The organism is Muribacter muris, assembly GCF_001038205.1.
Classification (GTDB): Bacteria; Pseudomonadota; Gammaproteobacteria; order Enterobacterales; family Pasteurellaceae; genus Muribacter; species Muribacter muris.
The window spans coordinates 1-26,830 of sequence record NZ_JWIZ01000043.1 but is presented as its reverse complement, the minus strand read 5'-3'; the positions used below and the strand labels follow the sequence as shown (position 1 = coordinate 26,830).

The window sequence follows — 26,830 nt, the reverse complement described above, 5'->3', positions numbered from 1 at the left end:
GAAATAATTTGATTTTTATAAAGGACACACGCAGTGTGTCCCTACATTCTGTTAAAATGTCTATTTTTGTGCATTTGCTACATAATACCGGATTTTTTGCAAAAACCTGTCCTTTACTGACCGCTTGCTGTTTACTAATAGCGCCCGCTGATCTTCTGAATATGGCGGTTGGTCGCTAATTTAGCAGCCAGCCAGCCGAGAAAAACGCTCAAGGTGATAATTAAACAGATTTCACTGAGGTTAAAGCCGTGCAATTCAAATTTCACCGTAAACATATCCGACACATAACGCACCACGCCGGTGAAATAGCTGATCGTCATCAAGCTAAACAAAATCGCCATCAGGCTGCCGAAAAAGCCGTATAACATTCCGCTATACAAAAACGGGCGGGCGATGAAATAATCCGTTGCGCCGAGTAGCTGCATTACATCAATCGAGGCTCGGCTGTTGGATACATCGGAGCGGACACTATTGCTAATCACCAAAAAGACGGCGATAAACATTAGCACCGTGCAAGTTACTGCCACACGGGCGATAAGCTGGGTTAAAGCGGTCAGTTTTTCCAGCCAACCGTTATCCAAGCGCACTTCCTGCACCCCTTTGATATTTTGCAGATCATTGCGTAAGGCTAACATTGCCTCTGCACCGCTGAACGCTGCTTTCGGTTTCAGCACAACCACCGCCGGCAGCGGGTTGTCGTCTAAAATATCCAAGGCTTCACCAAAGCCCGACCAGCTACGAAATTCGTCCAAGCTCTGCTGGCGTGAGATGTAATTGAGTTTCTCGATTTTCTCGCTTTCAAACTGACGAAGCCGCTCGACCACCGCATTCACATCGTGTTCCGCCAAATTTTTATGTAGATAGACGGTTAGCTCCGGTTCGGGATAGAACTGGGCGGCGGCATAATGGGTATTTTTCCATAACAAATAGCTGACTGTCGGGATCGTCAGCGAAGTGGCGCTCACCAAAATTGTCAGCAATACGCTGAATTTACGCTTAATCAGATCCTGCCAAACCGCCCGTAAAATATAGCGGCTTTGGGTATTGAGTAAATTTTTCATCGACATTCCTATTTAAGATGCCCTTCTTCCAGCACCAAACAAGGTTTCGGGCGTTGCACAATAATATTACTGTCGTGCGTGGCAATCAGCACGGTCGTGCCGGCTTGGTTAAATTCCTCAAATAAGCGGAAAATTTCAAACGCCAGTTGATCGTCCAGATTACCGGTCGGCTCGTCTGCTAATAAAAGTGAAGGGCGATGCACAATCGCACGGGCAATATCCACCCGCTGCTGCTCACCGCCGGAAAGATGACGGGGCAGAAAATTCGCCTTTTTCTCCAACCCGACTCTAGCCAGCGCTAAACGCGCCTCCCGCTCGACCGTACTCTGATTTAACCCCATAATAATCAGCGGCAATGCCACATTATCCAAAATGGAGCGATCGCTCAGTAGGCTATAATTTTGATGCACCATACCGATTTGGCGGCGTAAAAACGGCAGTTCGTGTTCAGCAAGGCGGGTAATATCGTGTCCATTGAACATCACTTGACCGCCGTTGGCTCTCTCAATGCCCATAATCAGCTTGAGTAACGTAGTCTTACCTGCACCGGAATGCCCTGTAATATACGCCATTTCGCCCCTTGCCAAATGGAAGCTCACCCCTTGTAAAGCAGGCTTGCCCCCGCCTTTATACACTTTGCTGACATTGGTAAATTTAATCATTATTTTTCACCTTCGTGATCGAATAACGCCTCAATAAATTCGTCGGCATCAAATGAGCGCAGCTCCTCAATCTTCTCGCCTACCCCGATATAGCGGATCGGGATATTAAATTGATCGGCGATCGCAAAAATCACCCCGCCTTTTGCCGTGCCGTCCAATTTGGTGAGGGTAATGCCGGTTAGCCCCACCGCTTCATTAAACAGCTTCGCTTGGCTGATCGCATTTTGCCCCGTGCCTGCGTCTAGTGTGAGCATAATCTCGTGTGGTGCGGTATCATCATATTTTTTCATCACCCGCACGATTTTTTTCAGCTCATCCATCAAATTCTGTTTATTCTGCAAACGCCCTGCGGTATCGGCAATCAGCACGTCCACGCCTTTTGCTGCCGCCGATTGCATCGCATCAAAAATCACCGAAGCCGAGTCCGCCCCCGTACTTTGTGCCACCACCGGAATATGATTACGCTCGCCCCACACTTGCAGTTGTTCCACCGCAGCCGCTCGGAACGTATCCCCTGCCGCCAACATTACCGATTTCCCTTCCGCTTGGAATTTGCGGGCTAATTTACCGATTGTCGTGGTTTTCCCCACACCGTTCACACCAACCATTAAAATCACATAAGGTTTCTTTTCGCTCAACACCAACGGCTGTGCCACCGGTTTAAGCACCTCCGCCAGCTCCTGTTTTAATTGTTGATAAAGCAGTTCCGCATCTTGTAGCTGCTTTTTGCTGGCGTGCTGGATGAGATTATTGATAATTTTCGTGGTGGTAGGCATTCCCAAATCCGCCACCAATAATTGCTCTTCCAGCTCTTCAAACAACTCGTCATCAATCTTTTTGCCACGGAATAAATTGAGAAAACCCGAACCGATATTTTGTTTGGTTTTGATTAACCCTTTGATCAGACGGCTAAAGAAGCCGCCTTCTTGAGCCGGTTTCTCCGGATAGGTCTCAACCGCTTCTGTGGGCTGTGGCTCGGTTTCTGCGGGTTTTACCTCCGCTGCTTCAGCAAGCGGTACGTTTGGCTCAATTTCCGGCAAGGCTTCGTCTGCGGGCTGTGGCTCGACTTCTTCTGCTTTTACCTCTGCCGCTTCAACAAGCGGTGCGTTTGGCTCGATTTCCGGCAAGGCTTCGTCCGCAGGCTGTGACTCGACTTCTTCTGCTTTTACCTCTGCCGCTTCAACAAGCGGTACGTTTGGCTCGATTTCCGGCAAGGCTTCGTCCGCAGGACGTGGCTCGACTTCTACAGGTTTTGTCTCTGCAACTTCAACAAGCGGTGTGTTTGGCTCGATTTCCGGCAAAACTTCGTTCGCGGGCTTTGGCTCGGCTTCTTCTGCTTTTATCTCTTCTATTTCAACAAGCGGTGTGTTTGGCTCGATTTCCGGCAAGGCTTCATCAGTTGGTGGAGTAACTTTTTCTGCACGTTCAACGGGTTGCTCTTCAGATAATGCAGTCGTTTCAACCGCTTGCGATGGCTGTTCCTCTAACCTATTCTGCTCTGTTTGTTGTTCTTGCGACGCTTTTTTACCAAAGCCTAACCACGACCAAAACCCTTTTTTCTTGTTTTCCTCTGCCATTATTATTTTGCTCCAAATTAAATAGCCATTTTCGTCCAAAATGGAATAAACTAAACGGCTTAGTTTATCAATTATTTATGTTATTGAGTATGAAAAAAAGTCGAATTTCCCCACAAAATCGCCCAAACGGCGAGGTCAGGGTAATTGGGGGGCGTTGGCGGGGGCGTAAATTACCTGTTTTAAACGCTGAGGGCTTACGCCCGACCACCGATCGAGTGAAGGAAACGTTGTTTAATTGGTTGATGATGGACATTGCCCACGCCCACTGCTTAGATTGCTTTGCCGGAAGCGGTTCTTTGGGAATTGAGGCGTTATCCCGCCAAGCGCAAGCGGTTACTTTTCTCGAAAAATTTGCCACGGCTGCCGATCTGTTAGCGCAAAACCTCAAACGTTTAGCCGCCGAGAACGGTAAGGTGGTTCAAACGGATAGCCTCGCCTACTTGGCGCAAGCTAATCCGCAAGTGCCGTTTGATATTGTGTTTGTTGATCCACCATTTCACCAACATTATGTGCCGCAGGTGCTAATCCATTTAGCCCGTAACGGCTGGTTGGCTGAAAATGCGTTAATCTATGTTGAAACGGAAAAAGATCACCCGCCGTTAGAGCTGCCATCACATTGGCAGATCATCAAGGAAAAAACGGCCGGGCAGGTAGTGAGCCGCTTAATCCGGTGTGAATAAAGAGCTATTTTGGGGACGATGATTTCCCCAGCCAGCGATGCCCAACCGCAGAAAAAATACTGCCGGCGACCACGATGAGTGTGCCTAAATAGCTGATGCCGTTCATTTTTGTCTCATTAAATGTGTCCGGTGCGAGCCAATGCCCTAAAGAGGCAAACAGCATCGTAAAAATCGGCAGTAACATTGTGATCACGCTAACTTTCGAGGCGTCCCAATGGTTTAATGCCTCTGCATAAGCGCCGTAGCCGATCAAGGTATTTAAACAGCAGAAAATAAAACAAGCTAAAGCGAAACCGTTCAGCGCCATTACTTGAGAGGGAACAGAAAACGGCGTGAGCACGACCGCACACCCGACATAAATATAGAGCAATATTTGTTGCGAGCTGAATACCGGTAATAATAATTTCTGTACAATACCGTAAAGCCCCCATACTATCGCAGCACTCGCCCCGATAAAAAGACCAAAGGCATACTGACCTAATTGGAAAATCTCATCAAAACGATCGTTGAAAAACAGCCCCAATCCCAGCAACAGCGTCGCAAGCCCTATCTTTTGATGAAATTGAAAAGGCTCGTGGAAAAGCAATACGGCGCATAACATCATCGTGAAAGGCGCAAGCTGCCATAGCACCTGGCTTGTAGTCGGCAAAATAAAATTTAACCCGTAACTGAATAGGAAAAAATTTGCGGATAACCCCACAATGCCAACCATAAGCAAGCCAAAGACCCGAGGGGAGAACGCGGTGCGTTGCGGCAATTTTTTTGTAAACAGCAAGATGAAAAATACCCCAATCGCTGCCGTCATAAAACGATACCATACCAATGTTTGTGCATCGACAATATCTAAGATTTGTTGGACGGCAATAGGTAATGCCCCCCAAGCCGCACTTGCGAGTAGCGCAAGCAGAAAGCCGCGCAGTGGTTTTTGTTGATTAACCATAAATCCTCAATGAAGTGTAAACATAATCGGTAAGATAGCAAAAAGCCCTCTTAAAAAAGAGGGCTTTATTATTTAAGGGATTTGAAGATTATTCAGCAATAATGCTGACATATTTACGATTTTTTTCGCCTTTAACTTCAAATTTAACTTTACCGTCAGCCGTTGCGAATAACGTGTGGTCTTTACCCATACCTACGTTGCTACCTGCGTGGAATTTTGTACCACGTTGACGAACGATAATGCTACCTGCTAAAACAGACTCGCCACCGAAACGTTTCACACCAAGGCGTTTAGCTTCAGAATCACGACCGTTACGAGTTGAACCACCAGCTTTTTTAGTTGCCATCTACTTGATCTCCTCTGAAATTATGCTTGAATCCCAGTGATTTTCACTTCTGTGAACCACTGACGATGACCTTGTTGTTTACGGCTGTGTTTACGACGACGGAATTTAACGATTTTAACTTTCTCGCCACGACCGTGTGCAACCACTTCTGCCACTACTTTACCGCCTGCAACAACAGGGGTACCGATTTTAACATCTTCACCATTAACGACCATTAACACTGAATCAAATTCAACTGTTTCACCTGTCGCTACTTCAAGTTTTTCTAAACGTACAACTTGACCTTCGCTTACTCGGTGTTGTTTGCCGCCACTTTGGAAAACTGCGTACATATTTACTCCGCTAATCAGTGCCATTTGCTAAGCCTCTGGCACTCTCAAATTCATATAAAATAGGTGCGCAATTCTACGCAAAAACTCGCCTAAGAGCAAGCACCAATTTGATAAAAAATGGAAAATCCCACCTAAAAAACAAAAGCCCCGTTGAATAGAGATCATCAGGGCTTTTTCCTTTAATTTAGTTTTTTGTCCATTGCCAATTGCCATTAACCGCTGTGCCAAGCACTTGGAATTGGTGATTAAATGCCGTTAAATTGGCGATTTTACCGCCTTCAATAGACCCTAATTTATCCTCAACGTGAATGGCTCTCGCCGGATAAAGCGTACACATTCGGATCGCTTCTTCAAGGGGAATGCCAACGTGTTGGACAACATTACGGATCGATTCGATCATTGTGATCGCCGCACCGCCAAGGCTGCCAAATTCATCGACACATTTCCCGTCTTTATACAGTACTTTTTTGCCGACAAAGATAAAAGAGTCGATATTCGCCCCCGCCGGTGCAACCGCATCAGTTACAATCACCAGTTTATCACCTTTTACTTTTTTCGCAATGCGGACATTCGACCAATCCACGTGCAAACCGTCCACAATAATACCTGCGTAAATATCGCTATCCAGCACAGCACCGACAACGCCACCGTCCCGTCCCGAACTCACCGGCGACATTGCATTATGCAGGTGGGTGGCAAAGCTGATCCCCTCGGCAATGCGTTGTTTCGCCTGCGGATAAGTCGCATTGGAATGCCCGATTGAGACAATAATGCCGGCGTCTCGGAAAGCCTCGATATGCTCTACGGTCGGATTTTCCGCCGCTAAGGTCAGTTTGGTGATCACATCGCCGTTTTTGCACAGAAAATCGATCATCTCACCGCTTGCAGCACGGATATATTCGGGGCGGTGCACCCCTTTTTTCTCCACACTGAGATAAGGCCCTTCCAAATGCAAACCGAGTGCCTGATTTTTATATTTTGACAAGTAATCACGCATCACCTGCACCGCTTGCTTCATTCCCTCATCGGGCGAGGTGATGAAGGTCGGCAAATAGCTGGTTGTGCCGGATTTCAGGTTGGTTTCCTGCATAATTTCAAGGGTGCGAACGCTGATATCTTCGTTAAACATCACGCCACCGCAACCATTCAGTTGTAAATCAATGAAACCAGCGGATAAATTCGCCCCTTCCAGATCAATTTGATCTAAACTTTCGGGGAGATCTTTTTCGGCAACGATCGCCTCTATCTGCTCGCCTTTAATGATAACAGCGTGCTGATACAAAACCGCCTCGCCCGTGTAAATCACACAGTTTGTCAGTGCATAATGGTTCATTTTCTCCCCCTAACGTGCGACATTTTTTTCCAACTGCTTGAAATATTTCACCGTTTTCACTTTGAGCTCTTGGGTTGCCGGCTCATCGCACACCACGATTGCACGGCGGTGCAACTGCAATGCACTAATTGTCCATAAATGGTTGATCGGTCCTTCAACACAAGCCTGCAATGCCAACGCTTTGTTATGACCCGTTACCAAAATCAACACTTCTTCAGCGTCCAACAATGTACCTACCCCAACCGTCAGTGCAAATTTCGGCACTTGATTCACATCATTATTGAAAAAACGGGAATTAGCAATCAGCGTGTCTTCGGTTAAGGTCTTAATCCGTGTGCGTGAACTCAATGATGATGCCGGTTCGTTGAACGCAATATGACCGTCCACACCGACCCCGCCCATAAATAAGTGAATTTTACCATAAGAACGGATTTTCGCCTCATAGCGTTCGCACTCCGCTTCCACATCCTCCGCCATTCCATCGAGTAAATTGATATTTTCCGGCTGAATATCAACGTGATTGAAGAAATTTTCGTGCATAAAGGTATGGTAACTTTCCGGATGCGCTTTCGGTAAACCGACATACTCGTCCATATTAAAGGTAACGACGTTTTTAAAGCTCACTTCACCGGCTTGGTAGAGTTTAATCAACTCTTGGTAGGTTTTTTGCGGCGTACCGCCGGTTGGTAAACCTAACACAAACGGTTTATCCGCAGTCGGCTGAAACGCATTGATTTTATTAACAATATAACGGGCTGCCCATTGGCTCACTTCTGTTGCACATTCTAACGGAATTAAACGCATTTTCTCTCTCCTCTCATTTAAAAACAGCTTAATGAAATAAAACTTCAATAAATTTCATTATAATGCTAATTTCACTTCATTTGTAGATTTTCTTAATGAAATTTGAACGAGATCACATTTTGCAAAAAACGGCGTGCATTTAACCGCTTGTCTCGGTTGTCATAAAACTGTCATATTTCTTTTTTACACTACGCTCATCATCAATCAACCTAAGAGGAAAAAATGATGTTAGTCAAAACTATGAAAAAATTAGCAGTATTTGGTGTCGGTGTCATTGCAGTTTCACTGCCGTTATCGCTACAGGCTCAAACAATTACGGGTGCCGGCGCATCTTTCCCTTATCCGATTTATGCGAAATGGGCATCGTTATATGAAAAAGAGACAGGCAATAAAGTCAATTACCAATCGATCGGCTCCGGTGGCGGTCAGCAGCAAATTATGGCAAAAACAGTGGATTTCGGTGCTTCCGATGATCCAATGAAAGCCAACTTATTGGACGAGCATAAACTCTTACAATTCCCTGCCATCATTGGCGGTACCGTGCCTGTCATTAACGTGCCGGATATTGCCGCCGGTAAGTTGAAATTATACGGTGAACAATTAGCCGATATTTTCTTAGGTAAAATCACTCACTGGGACGATGCGGCAATCAAAGCACAAAACCCTGATATTAAACTCCCGAACAAACGCATTGTCGTTGTTCACCGCTCCGACAGCTCCGGTACAACGTTCGGCTTTACCAATTACTTGTCTAAAGTGTCTGCCGATTGGAAAACGAAAGTCGGTGAAGGTAAATCAGTCAAATGGCTGACAGGTCAGGGTGGCAAAGGCAATGAGGGTGTGGCAGCTTACGTTAAACAGCTCAAATACTCTATCGGCTATGTCGAATATGCCTATGCCAAACAAAACCAATTAGCGTGGGTTTCGTTACAAAACAAAGCCGGTCAGTTTGTTCAACCGTCTAAACAAAGCTTTATGGCTGCTGCCAGTAATGCAGATTGGAACAGTGCCGCCGGAATGGGGGTAGTACTGACCAACGAAGCCGGCAACGAGTCTTGGCCAATCACAGCGGCAAGCTTTATTTTACTACACAAAGTCGCCGATAAACCTGATGCGACCCGTGGCGTGCTGAAGTTCTTTGATTGGGCATTTACTAAAGGCGGTCAAGCTGCAGAAGAACTTGATTATGTGCCAATGCCACGCAAAGTGGTTGAAACCATTCAACAAAAATGGGCAAGTGAGATCAAAGATACTGCGGGTAAAGCCGTTCGCTAATGCTTTTTACAAAGGGAGAGGGAGCTCTCCCTTTACAAGCAGTCCGATCGACACATATTTTTGCAAACTAGGATATAAATATGCAAAAAGCCTATCAAACTATTGAAAGCACAAAATGGATAGAATGGCTATTTAAGCACACCACTTTATTTTTTACCGTGCTGGTATTTGCGATTTTATCAGCTATTTTAATTTCGCTTATCGCAGGCAGTTGGGATGCGATTCGCCAATTTAATCTCGACTTTTTATGGACAAACAACTGGGATCCTGTGCAAGAGCAATACGGTGCATTAGTACCTATTATCGGAACACTTATCTCGGCTTTTGTCGCTTTACTCATTGCTGTACCGATTTCATTCGGCATTGCCACATTCTTAACCGAATTAGCGCCGGAGTGGCTTCAACGCCCAATCGGGGTAGCAGTCGAAATGCTGGCTGCAATTCCGTCTATTATTTACGGAATGTGGGGGCTGTTTGTGTTCGTCCCGCTTTTCCAAGAATATATTCAACCTCATCTTATTGACTTATTTGGGGACTTACCCGTCCTTAATCTACTGTTTTCAGGCGCACCGTTTGGTATCGGGCTTTTTACCGCCTCGTTGGTGCTGGCAATTATGATTATTCCGTTTATCGCCTCCGTAATGCGTGATGTCTTCGGTGTTGTACCGCCAATGTTAAAAGAGTCCGCCTACGGTTTAGGTTCAACCACAAGTGAGGTCGTTTGGAAAGTCGTTCTACCTTATACCAAAACAGGGGTAATCGGCGGCATAATGTTAGGGCTTGGTCGTGCATTGGGGGAAACAATGGCGGTTACTTTTGTAATCGGTAACGCCTTCCAACTGCCGGAATCCCTTTTCTCGCCATCAACCTCAATTGCGTCTGCAATCGCCAATGAATTTAATGAAGCCAGCGGCTTACAAAAATCGGCGTTAATGGAGCTTGGTCTTATTCTATTCCTCATTACTACTGTTGTTCTCGCTTGTTCACGTATCTTAATTATGCGTATGCAGCGAAAAGAAGGGAAAAAATAATGCGTCAATATGAAAACAGGCGGTTTCACTGCCGTAAAATCAAAAATTGCATAATGCTTGCCTTATCCTTTTTAGCGGTAGGGTTTGGCTTATTTTGGCTAAGTTGGATCATCATCACCCTATTAAGCAAAGGCATTCCTGCTCTTTCGCTTAATCTCTTTACAATGGATACCCCTGCCCCAAATGAAGTAGGCGGTTTACGCAATGCTTTTATTGGCTCGTTTATGATGCTCGCCGTCAGCACGCTTGTTGCAACCCCTATCGGTATTTTGGCAGGCACATATTTGGCGGAATACGGCAAATATAGCCGTTTGGCAAGTATCACACGCTTTTTGAATGATATTTTACTTTCTGCACCGTCCATTATCATCGGCTTATTTGTCTATGCCGTGTACGTTTCGCAAGTCGAACATTATTCCGGCTGGGCTGGTGCAATGGCATTGGGCGTCATCGTCATTCCAGTGGTGATCCGCACGACCGATAATATGTTGCAACTTGTGCCGAATAATCTGCGAGAAGCCGCCGCTGCACTCGGTTGCCCGCAATGGAAAGTGATCACAATGGTCTGCTACCGTGCGGCAAAATCGGGGATCATCACTGGCGTATTGTTGGCAGTAGCTCGCATTTCGGGGGAAACCGCACCGTTACTGTTCACGGCACTCTCAAATCAGTTCGGCTCGTGGGATATGAATGCCCCACTGGCAAATCTACCCGTTGTGATTTACCAATATGCGGCAAGTCCGTTTAATGACTGGAACGAACTGGCGTGGGCAGGCGCAATTTTGATTACCTTCTTTGTGTTAAGTATCAACATACTAACCCGCTTATTTTTCCAACCGAAAAAATAATTAAGGAAACTGAATGAAAACTGCATTAACCGTTAATCAACTCAATTTTTATTACGGCAATTTTCACGCACTCAAAAACATCAATATGCAAATTGCTAAAAATAAAGTAACCGCATTTATCGGCCCTTCCGGCTGCGGAAAATCCACCCTATTGCGTTGCTTTAATCGGATGTTTGAGCTTTACCCTCACCAAAAGGCTACCGGCGAAATTTTACTGGACGGCGAAAACCTACTGACGACTCACACGGATATTGCGATTATCCGTGCCAAAGTCGGAATGGTATTCCAAAAACCGACGCCGTTTCCAATGTCAATTTACGACAATGTTGCCTTTGGCATTCGCTTATTTGAGAAGCTACCGAAATCGGAATTAAACGATCGTGTTGAATGGGCTTTAACGAAAGCGGCACTCTGGAATGAAGTGAAAGATAAATTGGATAAAAGCGGCGACAGCCTCTCCGGTGGTCAGCAACAACGTCTTTGTATTGCCAGAGGGATCGCAGTTAAGCCCGAAGTATTATTGCTTGACGAACCTTGCTCGGCACTTGATCCCATCTCGACAATGAAAATTGAAGAATTGATTTGCGAGCTTAAACACGACTATACAGTGGCTATCGTAACCCATAATATGCAACAGGCTGCCCGTTGTTCCGATTACACCGCCTATATGTATTTGGGCGAACTGATTGAATTTGGTGAAACCAGCCACGTTCTCAATCAACCTCGAGATCAACGCACGAGGGATTATATTACAGGCAGAATGGGCTAACTTAGTCCCCGCTCACAGCACAAGCGGTCGGTTTACACAGCAAATTTACAAATACTGTGGTAAAACCGACCGCTTGTTATCTATTATGCCCCCATATTTTTCACTGCTTGGGCGGTTGTCCAAAGATCGTTCGCAATCAAACGGAAGTTAGTCAGCGCTGCAAGGTAGCCGTCCCCTTCCGGAATACGCGGTCCTGCGGTAGCGTCTTTCACCACCGTTACTTCAAAACCTTGTTCCACCAATTCACGCAAATGGGATTCAATACATAAATTTGCCGCCATTCCCGCTAAAATCACTTGGTCGATTTTACGTTTACGCAACTGCAATACGACATCATTCGTTTCCGGTCCGAAAATTTTATGCGGCGATGCAATCGTAGTTTTGCCGTCAAAAATATACGGTTTATAACGCTCAACAAAATCTGCGCCCGATCCTTCAAAGCCTTCCATTGTATAAGCGCCTTTGCGGGCAAACATTCCGGTATCGTGCATAAAGGTTTCGCCCGGTGCCATAAATTCCCATTGGTGATCAGTCGGGTAATAATAGTGTGGGGAGACAATCACCGGCATATCCACTTTTTTCGCCGCTTTAAACAGACTTTCAATATTCTCAACCGTATTATTTTGTAAAATACTGTCTTTCAATACGCCCCACATAATACCGTTCGGGCTAAGAAAATCATTTTGCGGATCAACCACAACTAACGCCACACGTTTCGGATCGATCTTCATTCCCGGCCGTTTTAAGCCGTACTGCTCAGGTTCATCGTAAATGGTCTTTTCCGCTTTTTTCTCCGCCGCATTTGCCGTTGCCGCAATCCCCATTGCACCGAGTACACCGGCTGCCATTGCGATACGAGAACCGCTATGCAGTGCCGAGCGGCGTTCTTGATCGATCTGTTCAAGTTTACTAGACATTCTTTTCTCTCCTCAAGTAAGATTTTAATTCACATAAAATGCCCGCAGCTCTATACTGTGAGCGGCGCTATTATAAAAATATGCCGATCATAAAATTTAACCCAACGTTTTAACTTCTTAACCCGACCGCCAAAATGGACACTATCACTCACCTTTTCAGCTATTTTAATTTCCGTACCGACCTGTTTTTCATTGGCAACTTATGCCATATCGGCACATTTGAAGAACCCGATCCCAATAAAGGCTATTTACATTTTATCCGCCAAGGGCATTGCCAATTTTCACACCCCAATAAAGCGCCGATCGTGATTGACCGCCCTTGTGTCGTCTTCTCACCTTCGCATATTGTTCATCATATCCATCCTTTGGACGCACAAGGTTTGGATATTTTTTGTATTAAATTTGATTTTGGCGAAGATGTACGCAACCCGCTCACCCACAGCTTACAGGATATTGCGATTGTCTATTTGGACACACAGCCCGAACTGCGTAATATCGCCAATCTGATTTTTAGCGAAACGGAAAAGCAGGGCTGCGGCTATCAGGCGGCAATTCAATATCTGTGTGCTTATTTTGCTATTCAAGTCGTGCGTTGCTGCCTAGAGCAAAAACGGATCAACGTGGGCTTATTAAAGGGGCTGACCGACAAATACCTCGCCCGGCTCTTACTGGATATTCACCAATACCCCGAACGAAATTGGCAAGTCGATATGATGGCAGAATATGCGATGATGTCCCGCTCACGCTTTGCCGGTTACTTCAAAGAGATGATGGGGATTTCCCCGATGGATTATCTGACGCAGTGGCGGATTACCGTTGCCCAAACGCTGCTACAAAAAGGGCTGGCAGTGAGCCTTGTCGCCGAAAAAGTCGGTTATAGCCACAGCGCCGCTCTCAGCCGTGCCTTTACCCGAGAAATCGGACTAAGCCCGACAGAATGGTTAAACAAGCAGAAAGGCTAAAAAAACAAGCGGTCGGTTTTGCGTGATTTTTTGCAAAATAGTCGCCCTAACCAACCGCTTATTATTTGCTTAAACCTCATATTTCTCGTTTCTTATCCAAAATTCTATAAACCATTCACTATCAAACAGGCAGCTAAACTGAAAAATCAGCATCATTACCTGCCCTTATTACTACTCATTCTCTCTTAAAATATTGTTAAACCTAAACAAACTTTATTTAGAAATACCCATACTTAATTGCGCCACCTATTCCTTCTCTAAACACTCTTTGTTATTATTAACTCTCTTTAATATAATAGCGTAAACTAATGGACGAGCTACAAGCTCTATCTGTGCGGCAGAATTATCCTTTATCTATGACTTCTTGCAACTCTTCTACACACCAAAATCGATAATTACTCGCCTAAAAAATAATGTAACCATCCCCTAAAATAAGTGCATAGCTAATTAGAGTTCTCTGAAATAAACTCAGTTTGAGGAGAACGAATATGAGAAAATCACGTTACACAGAAACATAAATTGTCAAAATTTTGAAAGAAGTCTGCCGAGGATATGGCATATCAGAGGCAACCTATTACAATTGGAAAGCAAAATATAGCGATATGGAAGCGTCAGACATCAAGCAGTTGAAAGTGCTGGAAGAAGAAAATCATCGCCTAAAACATATGTATGCTGAATTGAGCTTAGACTATAAAATCCTTAAGGATATTATCTAAAAAAGCGCTAAAGTCGGCAGTAAGAAGATAGCTGGTGGACTATACCGTAACAAAACATAGAGCCAGTAAATAGGAAAAGTATAGTGCACCCTTGCAGGGTGCTTCAGTACGAGGGGTTTTATGACAAACATAAAGATGTTGAGTTTAATCGGAATTTATTTGGTTATTTTTATTGATAATCTGGGTGCCAGCCTGATTATTCCCATGTTGACGCCCATCGCCCACGATCCTGTGGCCGGGCTGATCAGCGAAGGCTCTGAAGGTTTCCGCAATGGCGTATACGGCGTGGCTCTGGGGGCATTCTCCATCGCCATGTTTTTTGGTGCACCATTGCTGGGCGCTTTATCTGATGTCCTGGGACGGAAGAAGACGCTGTTGCTGTGTCTCAGTGGTCTGGCGATCAGCTATGTCTTGCTGGCGTACGCTCTGGTGTTCAAAAGCCTGTGGTTGTTCATAGCTGGGAGACTTATTGGCGGTTTCTTTTCCGGTAGTCTTCCCGTCGCACAGGCCTCTATTATCGATGTCACTGAGGATAAACAGCGAGCCAGATACATTGGCTACATCATGTTTTTTGTCTCGTTGGGCTATGTCATCGACCCGTTGATCGGCGGTTATCTGAGTGATCCTGTGCTAGTTCCCTGGTTCAATCTGCAAACGCCGTTTATCTTTGTGGCGACGCTATCCGTGGTGAATTTGCTGATCCTGCTACTGGTGTTTCAGAACCCAAAAGCGGACGCTAAGAAGTGTGCGATGACGTTTCCCAATCCCATTGCAAATCTGCTTGATGCAGTCAGAGTCAAGGATATCCGCATCTACGCCTTACTCCTGCTGTTGATGCTGGTGGGCTGGAATACCTTCTTCCAGTTTATCGGTCTTTATCTGAACAGTGGGCTCGGTTTTGCTCAGCAGGAAGTGAGCAACTTCATCTCTTGGACCGGTTTTGGTCTAGCGTTTGCTTTCCTATTCTTAGTTGGTGCTGCAATGAAAGTGCTGAGGCCTCTTAGTATGGTCGGGCTGGCGTTGGTACTGATGACATTCTGCATAGGTGGAACCCTACTCAACACTAATTCATATATTCTGTATCTACTAGCCGTATTGGGTGCGGTAGGCTTTGGCATGTCATACAGTGGCTTAATGGCACAACTATCCATTTGCGTTGATGCGAGCAAACAAGGCTCTATCATGGGAATGGCTGCCGCTATCGCCGCTTTCAGCGCTAGCTTTTCCGGTTTTACCTTCGGCTTTGTGGCCAACATTAGTGCCAATGCTCCTATCGTGTTCGCATTATTTTGCATCGGCATGGCGATTACTATCTGCTACAAGAAACATTACGGAAGATATATACAACAAGGAGAGTTATGACAAGGATCAATGCTCAAGCCTTAATTTATCGATTTGATAATGGCGATATGCTGTTTTCCAACCTGAATTTTGCTCTGGACGATAAAATAACCGGACTAGTTGGCAGAAACGGTGTAGGAAAGTCCTTATTAGCATCACTGCTGACAGGGGAAAGGATACCTTATTCCGGCTTTGTCACCACTTTCTGTCGAGTTGGGTGGCTGAAGCAGGATAGCGTGGAAGAAATACCTGTTCTGTATGAAACTGTCAGTGACTTTCTTGGAGTTCGGCACAGGTTGGAAGCTTTAACCCGAATTACTGCAGGAGGATGTGATCCTCATGACTTTGAGCTAATCGACGATAATTGGCAACTGCAGGCAAATCTGGAGCAGCAACTACAGGCATTGGGATTACCTGTAGATCCATTTTTACGATGTGATGCTCTGAGCGGTGGTCAGTTAACTCGGTTAGCGTTGTATCAGCTTTTCCAATCTAATTATGGCTATCTAATTCTTGATGAACCAGGAAACCATTTGGACGAACAAGGAAAGAATTGGTTAATCGAACAGATGATGCACTTCAATGGCGGTATACTTATCATTAGTCATGATCGTGAAATTTTGGGCTATGTAGATGATATCTTGGAGCTGAATACTCTCGGTATACATCATTACGGCGGTTCCTATGAGGTCTACACGAAACAGCGTGCCAGTGAGCTAAATAGTTTGGAGCGTCAAATCAAGCATGTTAATTCAGAGATCAATCTCATTCGTCAGACTATGCAAAATAATCGGGAAAAAGCCCAACAACGTGCTAGCCAAGGTAAACAGGTTGCTCGCTCAGGTAGCCAGGCTAAAGTTATCTTGAATACCTTAAAGCACAGTGCTGAGAGTTCCTACGGTTCTCAGGAAAGTAATCAGAACCGTAAATTGCTGCAAATACAGGAGCAACTCAGCTCTCTGAATAGGAAACATGAGTTATTTAAACAGCAAAGCTTGTCCTTGGGAAAAGTAGAGAAACGCGCCTTACGTATTTTAGACATCACAGAAGTGCGCCTGCCCTATATTCGGCATAAAAACGAAATCACATTTTCTGTTGATTTTGGAGAAAAAATCCACCTATCTGGCAAAAACGGTAGTGGTAAGTCTACCTTATTGAAAGCTATCTCTGGGCATCTTTCTCCAGTCCACGGAAACATTAATGTGCGTGAAGGCCTATGCTATCTAGATCAGCACTTCACGTTACTGGATAATACAAAGTCTGCACTTGAAAACTTGGCTTCTTTTTGTCCACACCTAAAGGAAACAAACCTGCGAACGCTGCTGGCAGGTATTGGACTAAAACGAGAGAAAGCAATGCAAGCGGTGGTAAACTTGAGCGGAGGCGAAAGGATGAAAGCCTGTATGTTAGCGATCAGCCATCAACCTGACAACACTCTACTGTTGTTGGATGAGCCGAATAATCATCTAGATTTAGACTCCCGATTGATGCTAGCTCAAGCTCTACGTGAATTTAACGGTAGCGTGTTAATTGTTAGCCACGACAAAGACTTTATTAGTGATATAGGTATAAGTAGGGTAATAAGTATAGATGGTTCGTAACACTTCACCTAGATGTGAGATAAATTCAGATCCATTAATCCATGCGTAGGTTGCCTCTGATATGCCATATTCTCGACAAACTTCCCTTACCAAGCGACCGGCTTCCACCTCTTTCAATTATGTTGACAATTTGTGTTCCTGTGTAACGTGATTTTCTCATGTCTGTTCTCCTCAAACGTAGTTTATCTTAGAGAACCCTAATTAGAAATGCACTTACTTTAGGGGAGGGTTACATATAGAGCAAGCAATTAAAAGATTACTTGATGGAACAATAGGGCAATATCGAATAGATAATACAAGAGGGCTACTAGTTAACCATCAATCTATATCTATAAATTCATAATAATCTAACTTCCTACAGCACTTATTAAATCCCTAGATAAGCAACAGTATAGTAAGGCGATCTTTTCAGGCATACTAAAAACCATCTTTATAGAAGATGGTTTTTAGTTAACAATGGAACATAACCAACCGCTTGCAGAGATGCTATGATCTATTTAAAGGTGTAACCCAGTTTGAATGTGGCAATGGTTTCATTTCCCGCTTTGCTTAAGGCTTTAGACGCATTGAGATCGACTTCAAGACCGTTTCGCCATTCGTAGCCAATACCTGCGCCGATGCCGACAATATTGCGATTAGGTTCAGTGCGGATAGCAAAGGTTTGCCCGCGATTAAAACGACCTTGCAGATCCTTCTCACCGGCGACTACCGTATAATCCGTTGAGATTTTGAACGATAAGTTACCGTTTGACATCGGCAGCTTGGCGATCATATCCTGCCCGATACGGCTTTCAATACGCTGTGTACGGTAAGCATCGATCGCTAACCCCGCATCGCCCGTTTCGTTGATCGCCCCTTGTGCTAAGCGGGTATAAGCGACATCAGCTCTCGGCACAAACTGCCAATGATCGTTTAAGGCTACGGCATATTTCGCCTGTAAATAAGCCCCCGTTGCATTGGCTTTGCCGTTCGCATCAAATTGGTGGCTATCATAACCGTTGCTGATATAACGTTTACCTTCCAGATCGGTGCGAGCGTGCATTACCCCTGCCGTTAAGCTGAGATTGTTAAAGTGCTTGCTCACATACGCACCGAACGACACGCCTTTTCCTTTTAAGTAGCTCGCGCCGCCGGTCGTTTTTTGCTGATGCGTGGCAATATAAGCACCCGCCGTCAGATCATCATTCACGCCATACTGCACGCTAACCATTGCGCCATTCGTGGTTGCTTTCTCCGCGGTTTGACGGTAATTGTGGGTTGCATTTAATCCTTTCGCCGCCACATACCATTGCTGATCGCTTAATCGTTTTGTGAGCGATAAAAGGGCATTACGTTCATCACGAGTGAATTGGGCTAACTGGTGTGCCACCGCACCGTAAATATTATGTTCGACCGTGTCTGATAAATAACGATTGATCGCTTCCGTCGCTGCCTGCTCCGATTTATCGGTCGTTAATGCGGAAGCCTCAAGCGCATTCACTCCCGATAGTTGCCAATGAGTGAGGTAACTCTGATAGGCATCAGTAAATGGCGTGCTAAAGGTCTTACCTGCCTGTAAGTTTTGGTCGGCAATTTGTTGATTTAACTGATCAATTTTTTGCTGTAAATCGGCAAGTTGCTGATTTATCAACGCTGTCTTCGTCTCATCAACCGCCGAAGATGGTTTAGCCGGTACTGCATTTGCCTGAAGTTGATCACGCTCGGCAATCGCCTGCTGCAAGGCTTTTTCCAGAGCCGCTTTTTGTTGCTTCACCTCGTCGGCTTGAACACTATTTGCTGCTAAATCTGCCGCAAGTTGATCACGCTGTGCCAGTGTATCTTGCAGTCTTTTTTCAAGCTCGGCTTTCTGCTTTTCAGCGTCCTCTAATTGTTGGGACTGTGCAGTCAACGCAGCTTGTTCTTGCTCTCTTTGAGCCGCCGCATCTTGCTGTGCTTTTTCAAGTTCGGCTTTCTGCTTTTGTGCCTCGCTAAGTTGTGCGGCTAACTGGGCTTGCTGCTCTGCTTGTTTTGCTGCCTCTTCCGCCGTCATCACCACCTTCGGCTGAATCAATAATTTACCGTCCTTGAAGGTTGCATTTTGTAGCACACTATTTGTTTCAAAGGTAATATTTGTCGGCTCAAGCTGGAAACCGCCGAACTTCACTTCATACTCGCTAGCCGCTTTGGTAGTATCAACAATAAACTTACCTACGCCGTTAAGCGCGATTTTTTCACTGCGGTTAGCATCAAATAATGCGTGCATTTCCGGGCTAAGTACTTGGTAATGGAGATCACTGTTTAGAGTAAGTGTATTCGTGCCACGCACTTTGGCACTCGCCCAGAAAGTCGTTGGTTGATTTACCGTGATCTGCTCGGCATTATGCACTTCATAATCGACTTTAATCGGCTGAGCGTTTGGCAAATCAGCTTTACCTAACTGCAATGTATCCAGCCCTTCGCCGAGATCGATTAACCGACCGTTAAATTTCACCCGACCGTCTGCAATTGTCAGCTCATCATTGCCTGCTTTGAGATCGATATCCCCGTTAATTAGGGTACTATTCGATAAGAGCACTTTATTCGCACCACTATCCCCTAAAATCGCCAACGGTTTTTCCGATTGATTCACCTTAAAGCCATTGGCATTGAGGGTGGTATTATTCACGGTTACTTCGACATTTTCTCCTACTTTTAAGGCTGTTTTATAACCATTTACAATAGAATCCTCCAATGTTGTATTATGCTTGGCAAATAATGCGCCGTTTGCCATCCCTACCCCATTGATAATCTTATTGGTAAAGGTTTCTTCCGCCGTAGTGAGTTTTTCACTGTCTTTGTTAGACGAAGTCAAAGGCGCATTGATAACAGTATAATTTTTACCGTTTTTGCTGAACGCAGTGAGGCTATCCGTTCCTACTGTTACCTGCTCAATATTTTCATCTTTATCGAGCTGAATATATAGACCTGCGTTTTTGACATTATTGGCGTGGCGAGTTTCAAAATAGTTATAGTACTGGTCAGCACTATGATCTAATTGGTAGCCGCCCACGATTAAACGCCCGGCTAAAATGCCGTAGTTATTTACCTGACCTTTAAAGCCCGACGTATAAGTTGGGTTGGTGGTGCTCCAGGCAGTATCAATTTTGCCGCGTGCCAATAATGCACTATGATTGCCCGAAATCACCCCGGCATTTGTGATATTGCCCTCCATTCTAGCTTTAATCGCAATCCCTGCACCATTATTGCGGTAATCGACACGAGTATGTTCGCCTTGTGAAAACCCTTGCCACACTTTCGCATAACCACTTACAGTGCCCGTATTCAGAACATTACCTAGTTGGGCTTTTTGCTGACCATATTCACTTGATTCACCGAAAGTCCAAGCAGTAATCCCGTTACCGCTAGAGTGTACACCGGTTGCACTTTGCACCGTTGCATTAACGTGATCCGGTGTTGACGATGTTGTCGGCGTAGCCGCTGTTTCACAACCAGGCGTATTCGCCGGCAACCACCGACAAGTCTCCGCAGAAAGGCGAGGGGTATCCGTTGCCGATGAATTACCTGCTGCTGTTTTCACCCCCTTAATTTCAGGGATAAAACGTTTATCCGTTGCAGTCGAGTCGGATTTGCCGCCATATACTTCAATTTGCCCCGAGATCACACCAGTATTATCGACAATCCCGATTTTAGCCAACTCACCTGAATTACCTTGCTCATCAACCGCTACCCCATTCCCCGAGGCTCGCACATTAGCGGTAATATCGCCTAAGCCTCCTCCCGCTTTTACCAATGCAGAGCCTGTCATCTTACCGCTATTTTGAATATCCCCTAATGTCGCACTGGCAGGCACTCTCGTTTGCGCATTGGCAGAACTCGCCGTAACAGAAACCGCATTCCCGCTACCGTGAGCATTTGCAGTAGAGTAAAGATGGAAACCACGGTAGCCAGAGTTATCGCCCGAAATTTGTTCTAAGCGACCGGCAATTTCACCGCTATTTTGAAGATTGCCGACAGCCGCTTCCGTACTATTTTTAGCAAAACGGCCTGTTACGGCAATGGCAGAAATACCGTTTCCGCTATTATTTGAAGCCGTCCCCGTATGTGTAGTATTTTTGCCGCCCAATAATCGCGCTTCGCCTCGTAAATGACCACTATTGGTGATAGAACCTAATTTAGCAAAGTTATGTTTGTTCTCGGAATAGGTATAACGATCAATCGTATTCACATAGGAGGAGATAGACAATGCATTACCCGATGCAGAACCGGTAACAGAATAGAATTGCGGCTTGTAATCGCTCGTATGCGCAACCGCTTTTTGATGTGCTTGAGCGTAAATTTTGCCGGATATCTGACCGCTATTATTCACATTTTGCAGACCCACTTCGACCGTTTTACCTTCAAAATCGGCTTTTTCTAATGCAGGAGAACTCGGTGCGGGAGCAGGCTCGGCCGCTCGCGTCCGACTGATACGAATTGCCCCTGTTCTGCGGGAAACCCCTGTTGCGCCGCTATAACCGTCCGCAATACCGTCCGAACCGACTTGTGCATTATGTTTTCCGAAATCCGCCAAGCCGATAACCGAAATACCATTACCGCTCCCATAGGATTGAATATCGCCGTGGGTTTCCGCCTCACAGCCCTGTAAATCCGTTGAAGCCGAGATCGAACCGCTATTTTCAACAGAATTGAGATTAAAAATTACATCGTTGGGATTACTCGGTGCAGACCAACCGAGAGCATCAATACCATTTGCAACCCCGTCAATGGAAATCGCCCCTCGTCTATCTTCAGAATCCGTCGTGTTCAACCCTTTGGCGATCACCTTACCGATAATTTGCCCTTGGTTATTTGCCCCTGTTTGCGGCACTTTACCGTCTTGATCACTCGGATTACCGTACCAAATCACCCGCACTGGATTACCCGAACGGTTAAAATCGCCTTTAATCCGCTCATCTAAATTACTGCCAGCAGAAAGTGTGTCAATTTTTTCAACCTTATCGTCCGAATGAATAAGCGCCGTTGCCCCCTTACCCTGCTCATACGCATACACAGAAGCCGACGCAACTGCCGTAGCGATTGCACTGATTTTCAGACCTTTTAACCATAAATCAGATTTGTGATTCATACCTTTTCCTTCTTTAGTCATTATTTTGGCGAGGAATTTTAATAAAAACACAGATGATATTCAATATCATTTGCAACCAAAATCCGCATTTTGTCAATAATGTAACCTGATAATGCAACGCAATTTACAAAAAATTCACATTAACAACCCGCTTGTCATCAAACTGTCATATCCTCTTTCTAGAATACAGCTCGAAAACCGATCAACCTAAAGGGAGACACACAATGACAGTCAAATTTAATCCAGCACTCACCGTATTAGGCTTATCTTTCAGCCTGTTAGCCGCATCAGTCAATGCGGAAATATCACGGGAAGCCGTTGGCGATATTCTTACCCTTGGCGGTGCCAAACGCTTATCTGCCGATAATCAGGCAGAATTGGTACACCTCTTAACACAGCAAAAAGCGAAAAATGTCATCTTATTGATTGGCGATGGAATGGGGGACTCGGAAATTACGATTGCCCGCAACTATGCAAAAGGGGCTGCAAGTGCATTTAAAGGGCTGGATGCCTTGCCGTTTTCCGGTCAAATCACAACTTATGCGATTGATAAAAAAACGAAATTAATTGAACAAGTAACTGATTCTGCCGCCTCCGCAACGGCGTGGAACTCCGGCATTAAAACCTACAATGGTGCGATTGGGGTTGATGTGGACGGCAAACCCGTCCCGAATTTAGTCGAAATTGCCAAAAAATTGGGCAAAGGCACAGGTAACGTCAGCACAGCGGAAATTCAAGATGCCACACCTGCCGCGCTTTTGGCACACGTCAGCCAACGTAAATGCTACGGCCCTGTCGCCACCAGCGAACGTTGCCCTGAAAATGCGTTGGAAAACGGCGGGCTAGGTTCAATCACCGAACAATTTTTAGCCTCACCACCGGATATTGTGCTTGGCGGCGGTCGCAAAACATTTGATGAAACCAGCCAAGCCGGTGAATTTAAAGGTCAAACCTTATGGCAACAAGCCCAACAAAAAGGTTTTCACATTGTCGAAAATGCAGATGCACTGAACAATCTCACTGCGCAAACCAAATTCCCGATTTTAGGGGTCTTTGCACCGGGCAATTTGCCGGTACGTTGGTTTGGCGGTCAAGCAACCTTTGAGGGTAATCTCGCTAATCCGATTGAATGTCAAGACAATCCGGAGCGCACCAAAGATATTCCAAATTTAGCGCAAATGACGGATAAAGCCATTGAATTGCTCAAAGAGAATCCAAACGGCTTTTTCCTTCAGGTTGAAGGGGCGTCAATCGATAAACAAAATCACAAAGCAAACCCGTGCGGTCAAATCGGTGAAACAGTCGATTTAGATGAAGCGGTACAGGTTGCACTGGATTTTGCCCGTAAAGACGGAGAAACATTGGTCATCGTAACAGCTGATCACGCTCACACTAGCCAATTAATTCCAAATAAAGCCAAGCCGACCGGCTTAAACCAAACGCTCAAAGCCAAAGACGGCTCAATAATGACGATAAGCTACGGGACAGGCAAAGAGGCGGATAGCCAAGAACATACCGGCAGCCAACTACGTATTGCTGCCTATGGTCCGAAAGCCTACCGCTTCTCCGGCTTACTCGATCAAACGGATACATTCTTCATTATCCAAGAAGCCCTACAAGGTAAATAGCATTGACAAGCGGTGGGGTTTTAGGAAAAATTTGCAAATTTTCTAATCAATCCTACCGCTTGTCTTTACTAGGGAGTTACTATGGAAAATAAAATCTTGGTGGTTGAAGACGAATGGGCAATCCGTGAAATGATCACCCTATTTTTAACCCAGCATCACTACCATGTTATTGAGGCTGGCGACTACCAAAGTGCCGTCAATAAACTCTCGGAAAAACCCCAACTGATATTATTAGATTGGATGCTACCAGGGCGATCCGGCGTGCAGTTTATCGAATATCTGAAGAAACACGAAGAAACCGCTCAAATTCCTATCATTATGCTCACCGCCCGGAGTGCCGAAGAAGATTGCATCACTTGCCTCAATACCGGTGCCGACGATTACATCAGTAAACCGTTTTCGCCCAAAGTCCTCCTTGCCCGTATTGAAGCCCTTTGGCGAAGAAGTTACGACCCCGTGCAAACCATCATTAAAATCAATGAATTAGTCCTAGACGAAGCCGCCCAACGCCTCACCTACCAAGGTAAACAAATCGATTTAAGCCACACTGAATATAAACTTCTCCATTTTTTAATGACACACCCGGAAAAAGTCTATAGCCGAGAGCAGTTGCTTGATTTTATCTGGGGCAACGATATTTATGTTGAAGATCGCACCGTTGACTCTTATATCCGCCGTCTTCGACGCTGTTTAGAGCCTTATCAGGTCGATCGCTATATTCAGACCGTTCGAGGATCAGGCTACCGTTTTTCAACGCATATACAGGATTAAGATGAAAAAATTCTGCCACTACCGCCAATTCGTGATTGAAATCATTGCGGTTTCTATCAGCGCATTTACTTTAAGCCTTTTTTCCGATCACTTCAGTTACTGGGTTATTGGGATCCTGGTTTTATTACTGATATGGCATCACCACAATGAACATAAATTACTAAGATTACTTGCGCCCAAATCTGAAACCCAAGATGATGGCAGCCTATTAGAATATTTTTCACAAAGTATTGCGTTTTATAAAAAACAAGCGAAAAAAGATAAAATAAAAACGCTTCGGTTATTATCTAAACTCAATAAAAATATTGAGTATTTACCGAGTGGTATTATTTTTTGTGATAATGAGGGAAATATTTCGTGGTGTAATCAAATCTCACAACGCCTATTTGATTTTTATTGGCATCGTAATCAGGAGAAAAATATCTTTAATGTAATTTTCTACGAGGAATTTAAACATTATTTCAAACAGTCTAAACATCATCGACCGTTAATGTTAATGACACATAATCAACGTTATATTGAGATCAACCTCAACCCCTACGATGAAAATCTCAAAATGATTATCGCGAGAGACGTAACTCAAATGATACGTCTACTTGAATCAAGACAAACCTTCCTAGCCAATATTAACCACGAATTACGCACACCTTTAACTGTTTTACAGGGCTATTTAGAATTACTGGAAACCGAAAATTCACAATCCGAATTGGCACAAAAAGCAATTCAGGCAATGCAAGCACAAAGTCGGCGAATGGAAAATTTATTAAAACAGTTAAATTTACTCGCTAAAATTGAAGTATCGGATAATAAAACACATCAACCGGTAAATATTATGCAGCTTATCTCCAAACTCAAACCGAATATTGAGATATTACAAAAAGACTATCCTTGTACTATTGATTATGATTTAGACGATATTTCCATACTGGGCGATGAGCAGCAATTACAAAGTGCGATTTCAAATTTAATTTATAATGCTATCAAACATTCCGGCATTAACAGCCATATTGATATTCACTGGCAATATTGCGGGCAAGGGGCAGAATTTAAAATCTGCGATAACGGCATTGGTATTGAAGCCAAACATATCCCACATTTAACTGAACGTTTTTACCGAGTTGATGAATCTCGTAGCAATCAAACCGGTGGCAGTGGACTAGGTTTAGCCATCGTTAAACATTCTCTTAAACAACACCACTCCAGTCTGCAAATTGAAAGCGAACCTAACCAAGGGAGCTGCTTTTCATTTATTATTCAGAAATCTCTACTCATCAATTATTCAAAAAAGAAAAATAAATAACAGCAAGTATCTCGGTATACAACTCATAATATAGAAAATAAGATAGCAAAAAGGCGTACCTAAGTACGCCTTCTTTCTAAAACGGTTTCATCAATTATTTGATGATTTTCGCGACAACGCCCGCACCTACTGTACGACCGCCTTCACGGATAGCGAAACGTAAACCTTCGTCCATTGCGATTGGGTGGATTAAGCTTACTGTCATTTTGATGTTATCGCCTGGCATTACCATTTCCACACCTTCCGGTAATTCGATTGTACCGGTTACGTCTGTTGTACGGAAATAGAATTGTGGACGGTAACCTTTGAAGAATGGAGTATGACGACCACCTTCTTCTTTTGATAATACGTACACTTCAGATTCGAAGTCTGTGTGTGGGGTGATTGTACCCGGTTTCGCTAATACTTGACCACGTTCGATTTCTTCACGTTTTGTACCACGTAATAATGCACCGACGTTTTCACCTGCACGACCTTCGTCAAGTAATTTACGGAACATTTCAACACCAGTTACAGTTGTTTTGGTGGTTTCTTTGATACCGACGATTTCAACTTCTTCACCAGATTTGATGATGCCACGCTCAACACGACCAGTTACTACGGTACCACGACCGGAGATTGAGAAGACGTCTTCGATTGGTAATAGGAATGGTTTATCAATCGCACGCTCTGGCTCTGGAATGTAAGTGTCTAAGTGGTTTGCTAACTCAAGGATTTTTTCTTCCCATTCTGCAACGCCGTTTAATGCTTGTAATGCAGAACCGCGTACAATTGGTGTGTCATCACCCGGGAAATCGTATTGAGAAAGAAGCTCACGCACTTCCATTTCAAC

The 26,830-nt window shown here is 44.7% G+C and carries 22 protein-coding genes and 2 pseudogenes; 12 read left to right on the top strand and 12 right to left on the bottom strand.

Going from position 1 to position 26,830, the window contains the following annotated elements:
• Window positions 1–134: 134 nt before the first annotated feature.
• The 3 genes from ftsX to ftsY are packed head-to-tail and all read right to left on the bottom strand — an operon-like array spanning window position 135 to window position 3,300.
• Window positions 135–1,061 carry a permease-like cell division protein FtsX gene (gene ftsX / locus RO21_RS07430; protein ID WP_047977169.1) on the bottom strand — a complete coding sequence of 309 codons (927 nt, stop codon included), beginning with the start codon at window positions 1,059–1,061 and terminating at the stop codon, window positions 135–137.
• A gap of 8 nt (window positions 1,062–1,069) precedes the next feature.
• Window positions 1,070–1,723: a cell division ATP-binding protein FtsE gene (gene ftsE / locus RO21_RS07425; RefSeq protein WP_047977168.1), complete on the bottom strand. Its 654-nt coding sequence runs from the start codon at window positions 1,721–1,723 to the stop codon at window positions 1,070–1,072.
• Window positions 1,723–3,300 carry a signal recognition particle-docking protein FtsY gene (ftsY, locus tag RO21_RS07420; RefSeq protein WP_047977167.1) on the bottom strand — a complete coding sequence of 526 codons (1,578 nt, stop codon included), beginning with the start codon at window positions 3,298–3,300 and terminating at the stop codon, window positions 1,723–1,725. Before ftsY ends, ftsE begins: the two co-directional genes overlap by 1 nt.
• Before the next feature lie 89 nt (window positions 3,301–3,389).
• Between ftsY and rsmD the strand changes: the two genes are divergently transcribed.
• On the top strand, window positions 3,390–3,980 hold the full coding sequence (gene rsmD, locus RO21_RS07415; RefSeq protein WP_047977170.1) for a 16S rRNA (guanine(966)-N(2))-methyltransferase RsmD: 591 nt from the start codon (window positions 3,390–3,392) through the stop codon (window positions 3,978–3,980).
• A gap of 4 nt (window positions 3,981–3,984) precedes the next feature.
• On the opposite strand, the gene RO21_RS07410 is transcribed toward rsmD, so the two are convergent.
• The 5 genes from RO21_RS07410 to nagB all read right to left on the bottom strand — a co-directional run bounded on the left by RO21_RS07410 (window position 3,985) and on the right by nagB (window position 7,735).
• Window positions 3,985–4,920 (bottom strand): DMT family transporter, encoded by a 936-nt coding sequence (locus RO21_RS07410; protein ID WP_047977166.1) that lies wholly within the window; start codon window positions 4,918–4,920, stop codon window positions 3,985–3,987.
• A gap of 88 nt (window positions 4,921–5,008) precedes the next feature.
• Window positions 5,009–5,266, bottom strand: coding sequence for a 50S ribosomal protein L27 (gene rpmA, locus RO21_RS07405; protein ID WP_005711421.1), 258 nt, complete (start codon window positions 5,264–5,266; stop codon window positions 5,009–5,011).
• A 20-nt stretch (window positions 5,267–5,286) separates the two neighbouring features.
• Window positions 5,287–5,598 (bottom strand): 50S ribosomal protein L21, encoded by a 312-nt coding sequence (gene rplU / locus RO21_RS07400; protein ID WP_047977165.1) that lies wholly within the window; start codon window positions 5,596–5,598, stop codon window positions 5,287–5,289.
• Window positions 5,599–5,782: 184 nt separating this feature from the next.
• Entirely contained in the window at window positions 5,783–6,931 is a 1,149-nt protein-coding gene (gene nagA, locus RO21_RS07395) for an N-acetylglucosamine-6-phosphate deacetylase (protein WP_047977164.1), read from the bottom strand.
• A 9-nt stretch (window positions 6,932–6,940) separates the two neighbouring features.
• The gene (gene nagB / locus RO21_RS07390; RefSeq protein WP_047977163.1) at window positions 6,941–7,735 is read right to left on the bottom strand and encodes a glucosamine-6-phosphate deaminase; all 795 of its coding nucleotides are present in this window, start codon (window positions 7,733–7,735) and stop codon (window positions 6,941–6,943) included.
• Window positions 7,736–7,957: 222 nt separating this feature from the next.
• Between nagB and pstS the strand changes: the two genes are divergently transcribed.
• The 4 genes from pstS to pstB all read left to right on the top strand — a co-directional run bounded on the left by pstS (window position 7,958) and on the right by pstB (window position 11,658).
• Window positions 7,958–9,010, top strand: coding sequence for a phosphate ABC transporter substrate-binding protein PstS (gene pstS / locus RO21_RS07385; protein ID WP_157019683.1), 1,053 nt, complete (start codon window positions 7,958–7,960; stop codon window positions 9,008–9,010).
• A gap of 80 nt (window positions 9,011–9,090) precedes the next feature.
• Window positions 9,091–10,041, top strand: a complete 951-nt coding sequence (gene pstC, locus RO21_RS07380; protein WP_047977161.1) for a phosphate ABC transporter permease subunit PstC — start codon at window positions 9,091–9,093, stop codon at window positions 10,039–10,041.
• A complete protein-coding gene (pstA, locus tag RO21_RS07375; protein ID WP_047977160.1) occupies window positions 10,041–10,889 on the top strand; it encodes a phosphate ABC transporter permease PstA in 849 nt (282 codons plus the stop codon). Before pstC ends, pstA begins: the two co-directional genes overlap by 1 nt.
• A gap of 13 nt (window positions 10,890–10,902) precedes the next feature.
• The gene (gene pstB / locus RO21_RS07370; RefSeq protein ID WP_047977159.1) at window positions 10,903–11,658 is read left to right on the top strand and encodes a phosphate ABC transporter ATP-binding protein PstB; all 756 of its coding nucleotides are present in this window, start codon (window positions 10,903–10,905) and stop codon (window positions 11,656–11,658) included.
• Between the two features lie 83 nt (window positions 11,659–11,741).
• On the opposite strand, the gene RO21_RS07365 is transcribed toward pstB, so the two are convergent.
• The gene (locus RO21_RS07365) at window positions 11,742–12,575 is read right to left on the bottom strand and encodes a cysteine hydrolase family protein (protein WP_047977158.1); all 834 of its coding nucleotides are present in this window, start codon (window positions 12,573–12,575) and stop codon (window positions 11,742–11,744) included.
• A 134-nt stretch (window positions 12,576–12,709) separates the two neighbouring features.
• On the opposite strand from RO21_RS07365, the gene RO21_RS07360 reads away from it, so the two are divergent.
• The 4 genes and pseudogenes from RO21_RS07360 to RO21_RS07345 all read left to right on the top strand — a co-directional run bounded on the left by RO21_RS07360 (window position 12,710) and on the right by RO21_RS07345 (window position 17,195).
• Complete coding sequence (locus RO21_RS07360; protein ID WP_047977157.1) at window positions 12,710–13,537, top strand: helix-turn-helix transcriptional regulator; 828 nt, start codon at window positions 12,710–12,712, stop codon at window positions 13,535–13,537.
• A gap of 518 nt (window positions 13,538–14,055) precedes the next feature.
• A pseudogene (locus RO21_RS07355) lies at window positions 14,056–14,281 on the top strand (transposase); the annotation flags it as partial.
• A gap of 92 nt (window positions 14,282–14,373) precedes the next feature.
• Complete coding sequence (locus RO21_RS07350; RefSeq protein ID WP_047977156.1) at window positions 14,374–15,615, top strand: MFS transporter; 1,242 nt, start codon at window positions 14,374–14,376, stop codon at window positions 15,613–15,615.
• Window positions 15,612–17,195, top strand: coding sequence for an ATP-binding cassette domain-containing protein (locus RO21_RS07345; protein ID WP_047977155.1), 1,584 nt, complete (start codon window positions 15,612–15,614; stop codon window positions 17,193–17,195). The genes RO21_RS07350 and RO21_RS07345 overlap by 4 nt, the downstream gene beginning before the upstream one ends.
• 45 nt (window positions 17,196–17,240) lie before the next feature.
• On the opposite strand, the pseudogene RO21_RS12520 reads toward RO21_RS07345, so the two are convergent.
• Window positions 17,241–17,355, bottom strand: a pseudogene (locus RO21_RS12520) (transposase); the annotation flags it as partial.
• Between the two features lie 333 nt (window positions 17,356–17,688).
• Window positions 17,689–22,299, bottom strand: a complete 4,611-nt coding sequence (locus RO21_RS07340) for an autotransporter outer membrane beta-barrel domain-containing protein (RefSeq protein ID WP_047977154.1) — start codon at window positions 22,297–22,299, stop codon at window positions 17,689–17,691.
• Window positions 22,300–22,523: 224 nt separating this feature from the next.
• Here RO21_RS07340 and phoA point away from each other — a divergent pair, with 224 nt between their 5' ends.
• From phoA to phoR, 3 genes are all read left to right on the top strand, one after another.
• A complete protein-coding gene (gene phoA / locus RO21_RS07335; RefSeq protein WP_047977153.1) occupies window positions 22,524–23,927 on the top strand; it encodes an alkaline phosphatase in 1,404 nt (467 codons plus the stop codon).
• Between the two features lie 81 nt (window positions 23,928–24,008).
• Entirely contained in the window at window positions 24,009–24,698 is a 690-nt protein-coding gene (phoB, locus tag RO21_RS07330) for a phosphate regulon transcriptional regulator PhoB (RefSeq protein WP_047977152.1), read from the top strand.
• A 1-nt stretch (window position 24,699) separates the two neighbouring features.
• On the top strand, window positions 24,700–25,998 hold the full coding sequence (gene phoR / locus RO21_RS07325; RefSeq protein ID WP_047977151.1) for a phosphate regulon sensor histidine kinase PhoR: 1,299 nt from the start codon (window positions 24,700–24,702) through the stop codon (window positions 25,996–25,998).
• Window positions 25,999–26,092: 94 nt separating this feature from the next.
• Here the strand turns inward: phoR and RO21_RS07320 are convergent.
• Window positions 26,093–26,830, bottom strand: a 738-nt coding sequence (locus RO21_RS07320; protein WP_047976783.1) for an elongation factor Tu, incomplete at its 5' end; no start/stop codon positions are given.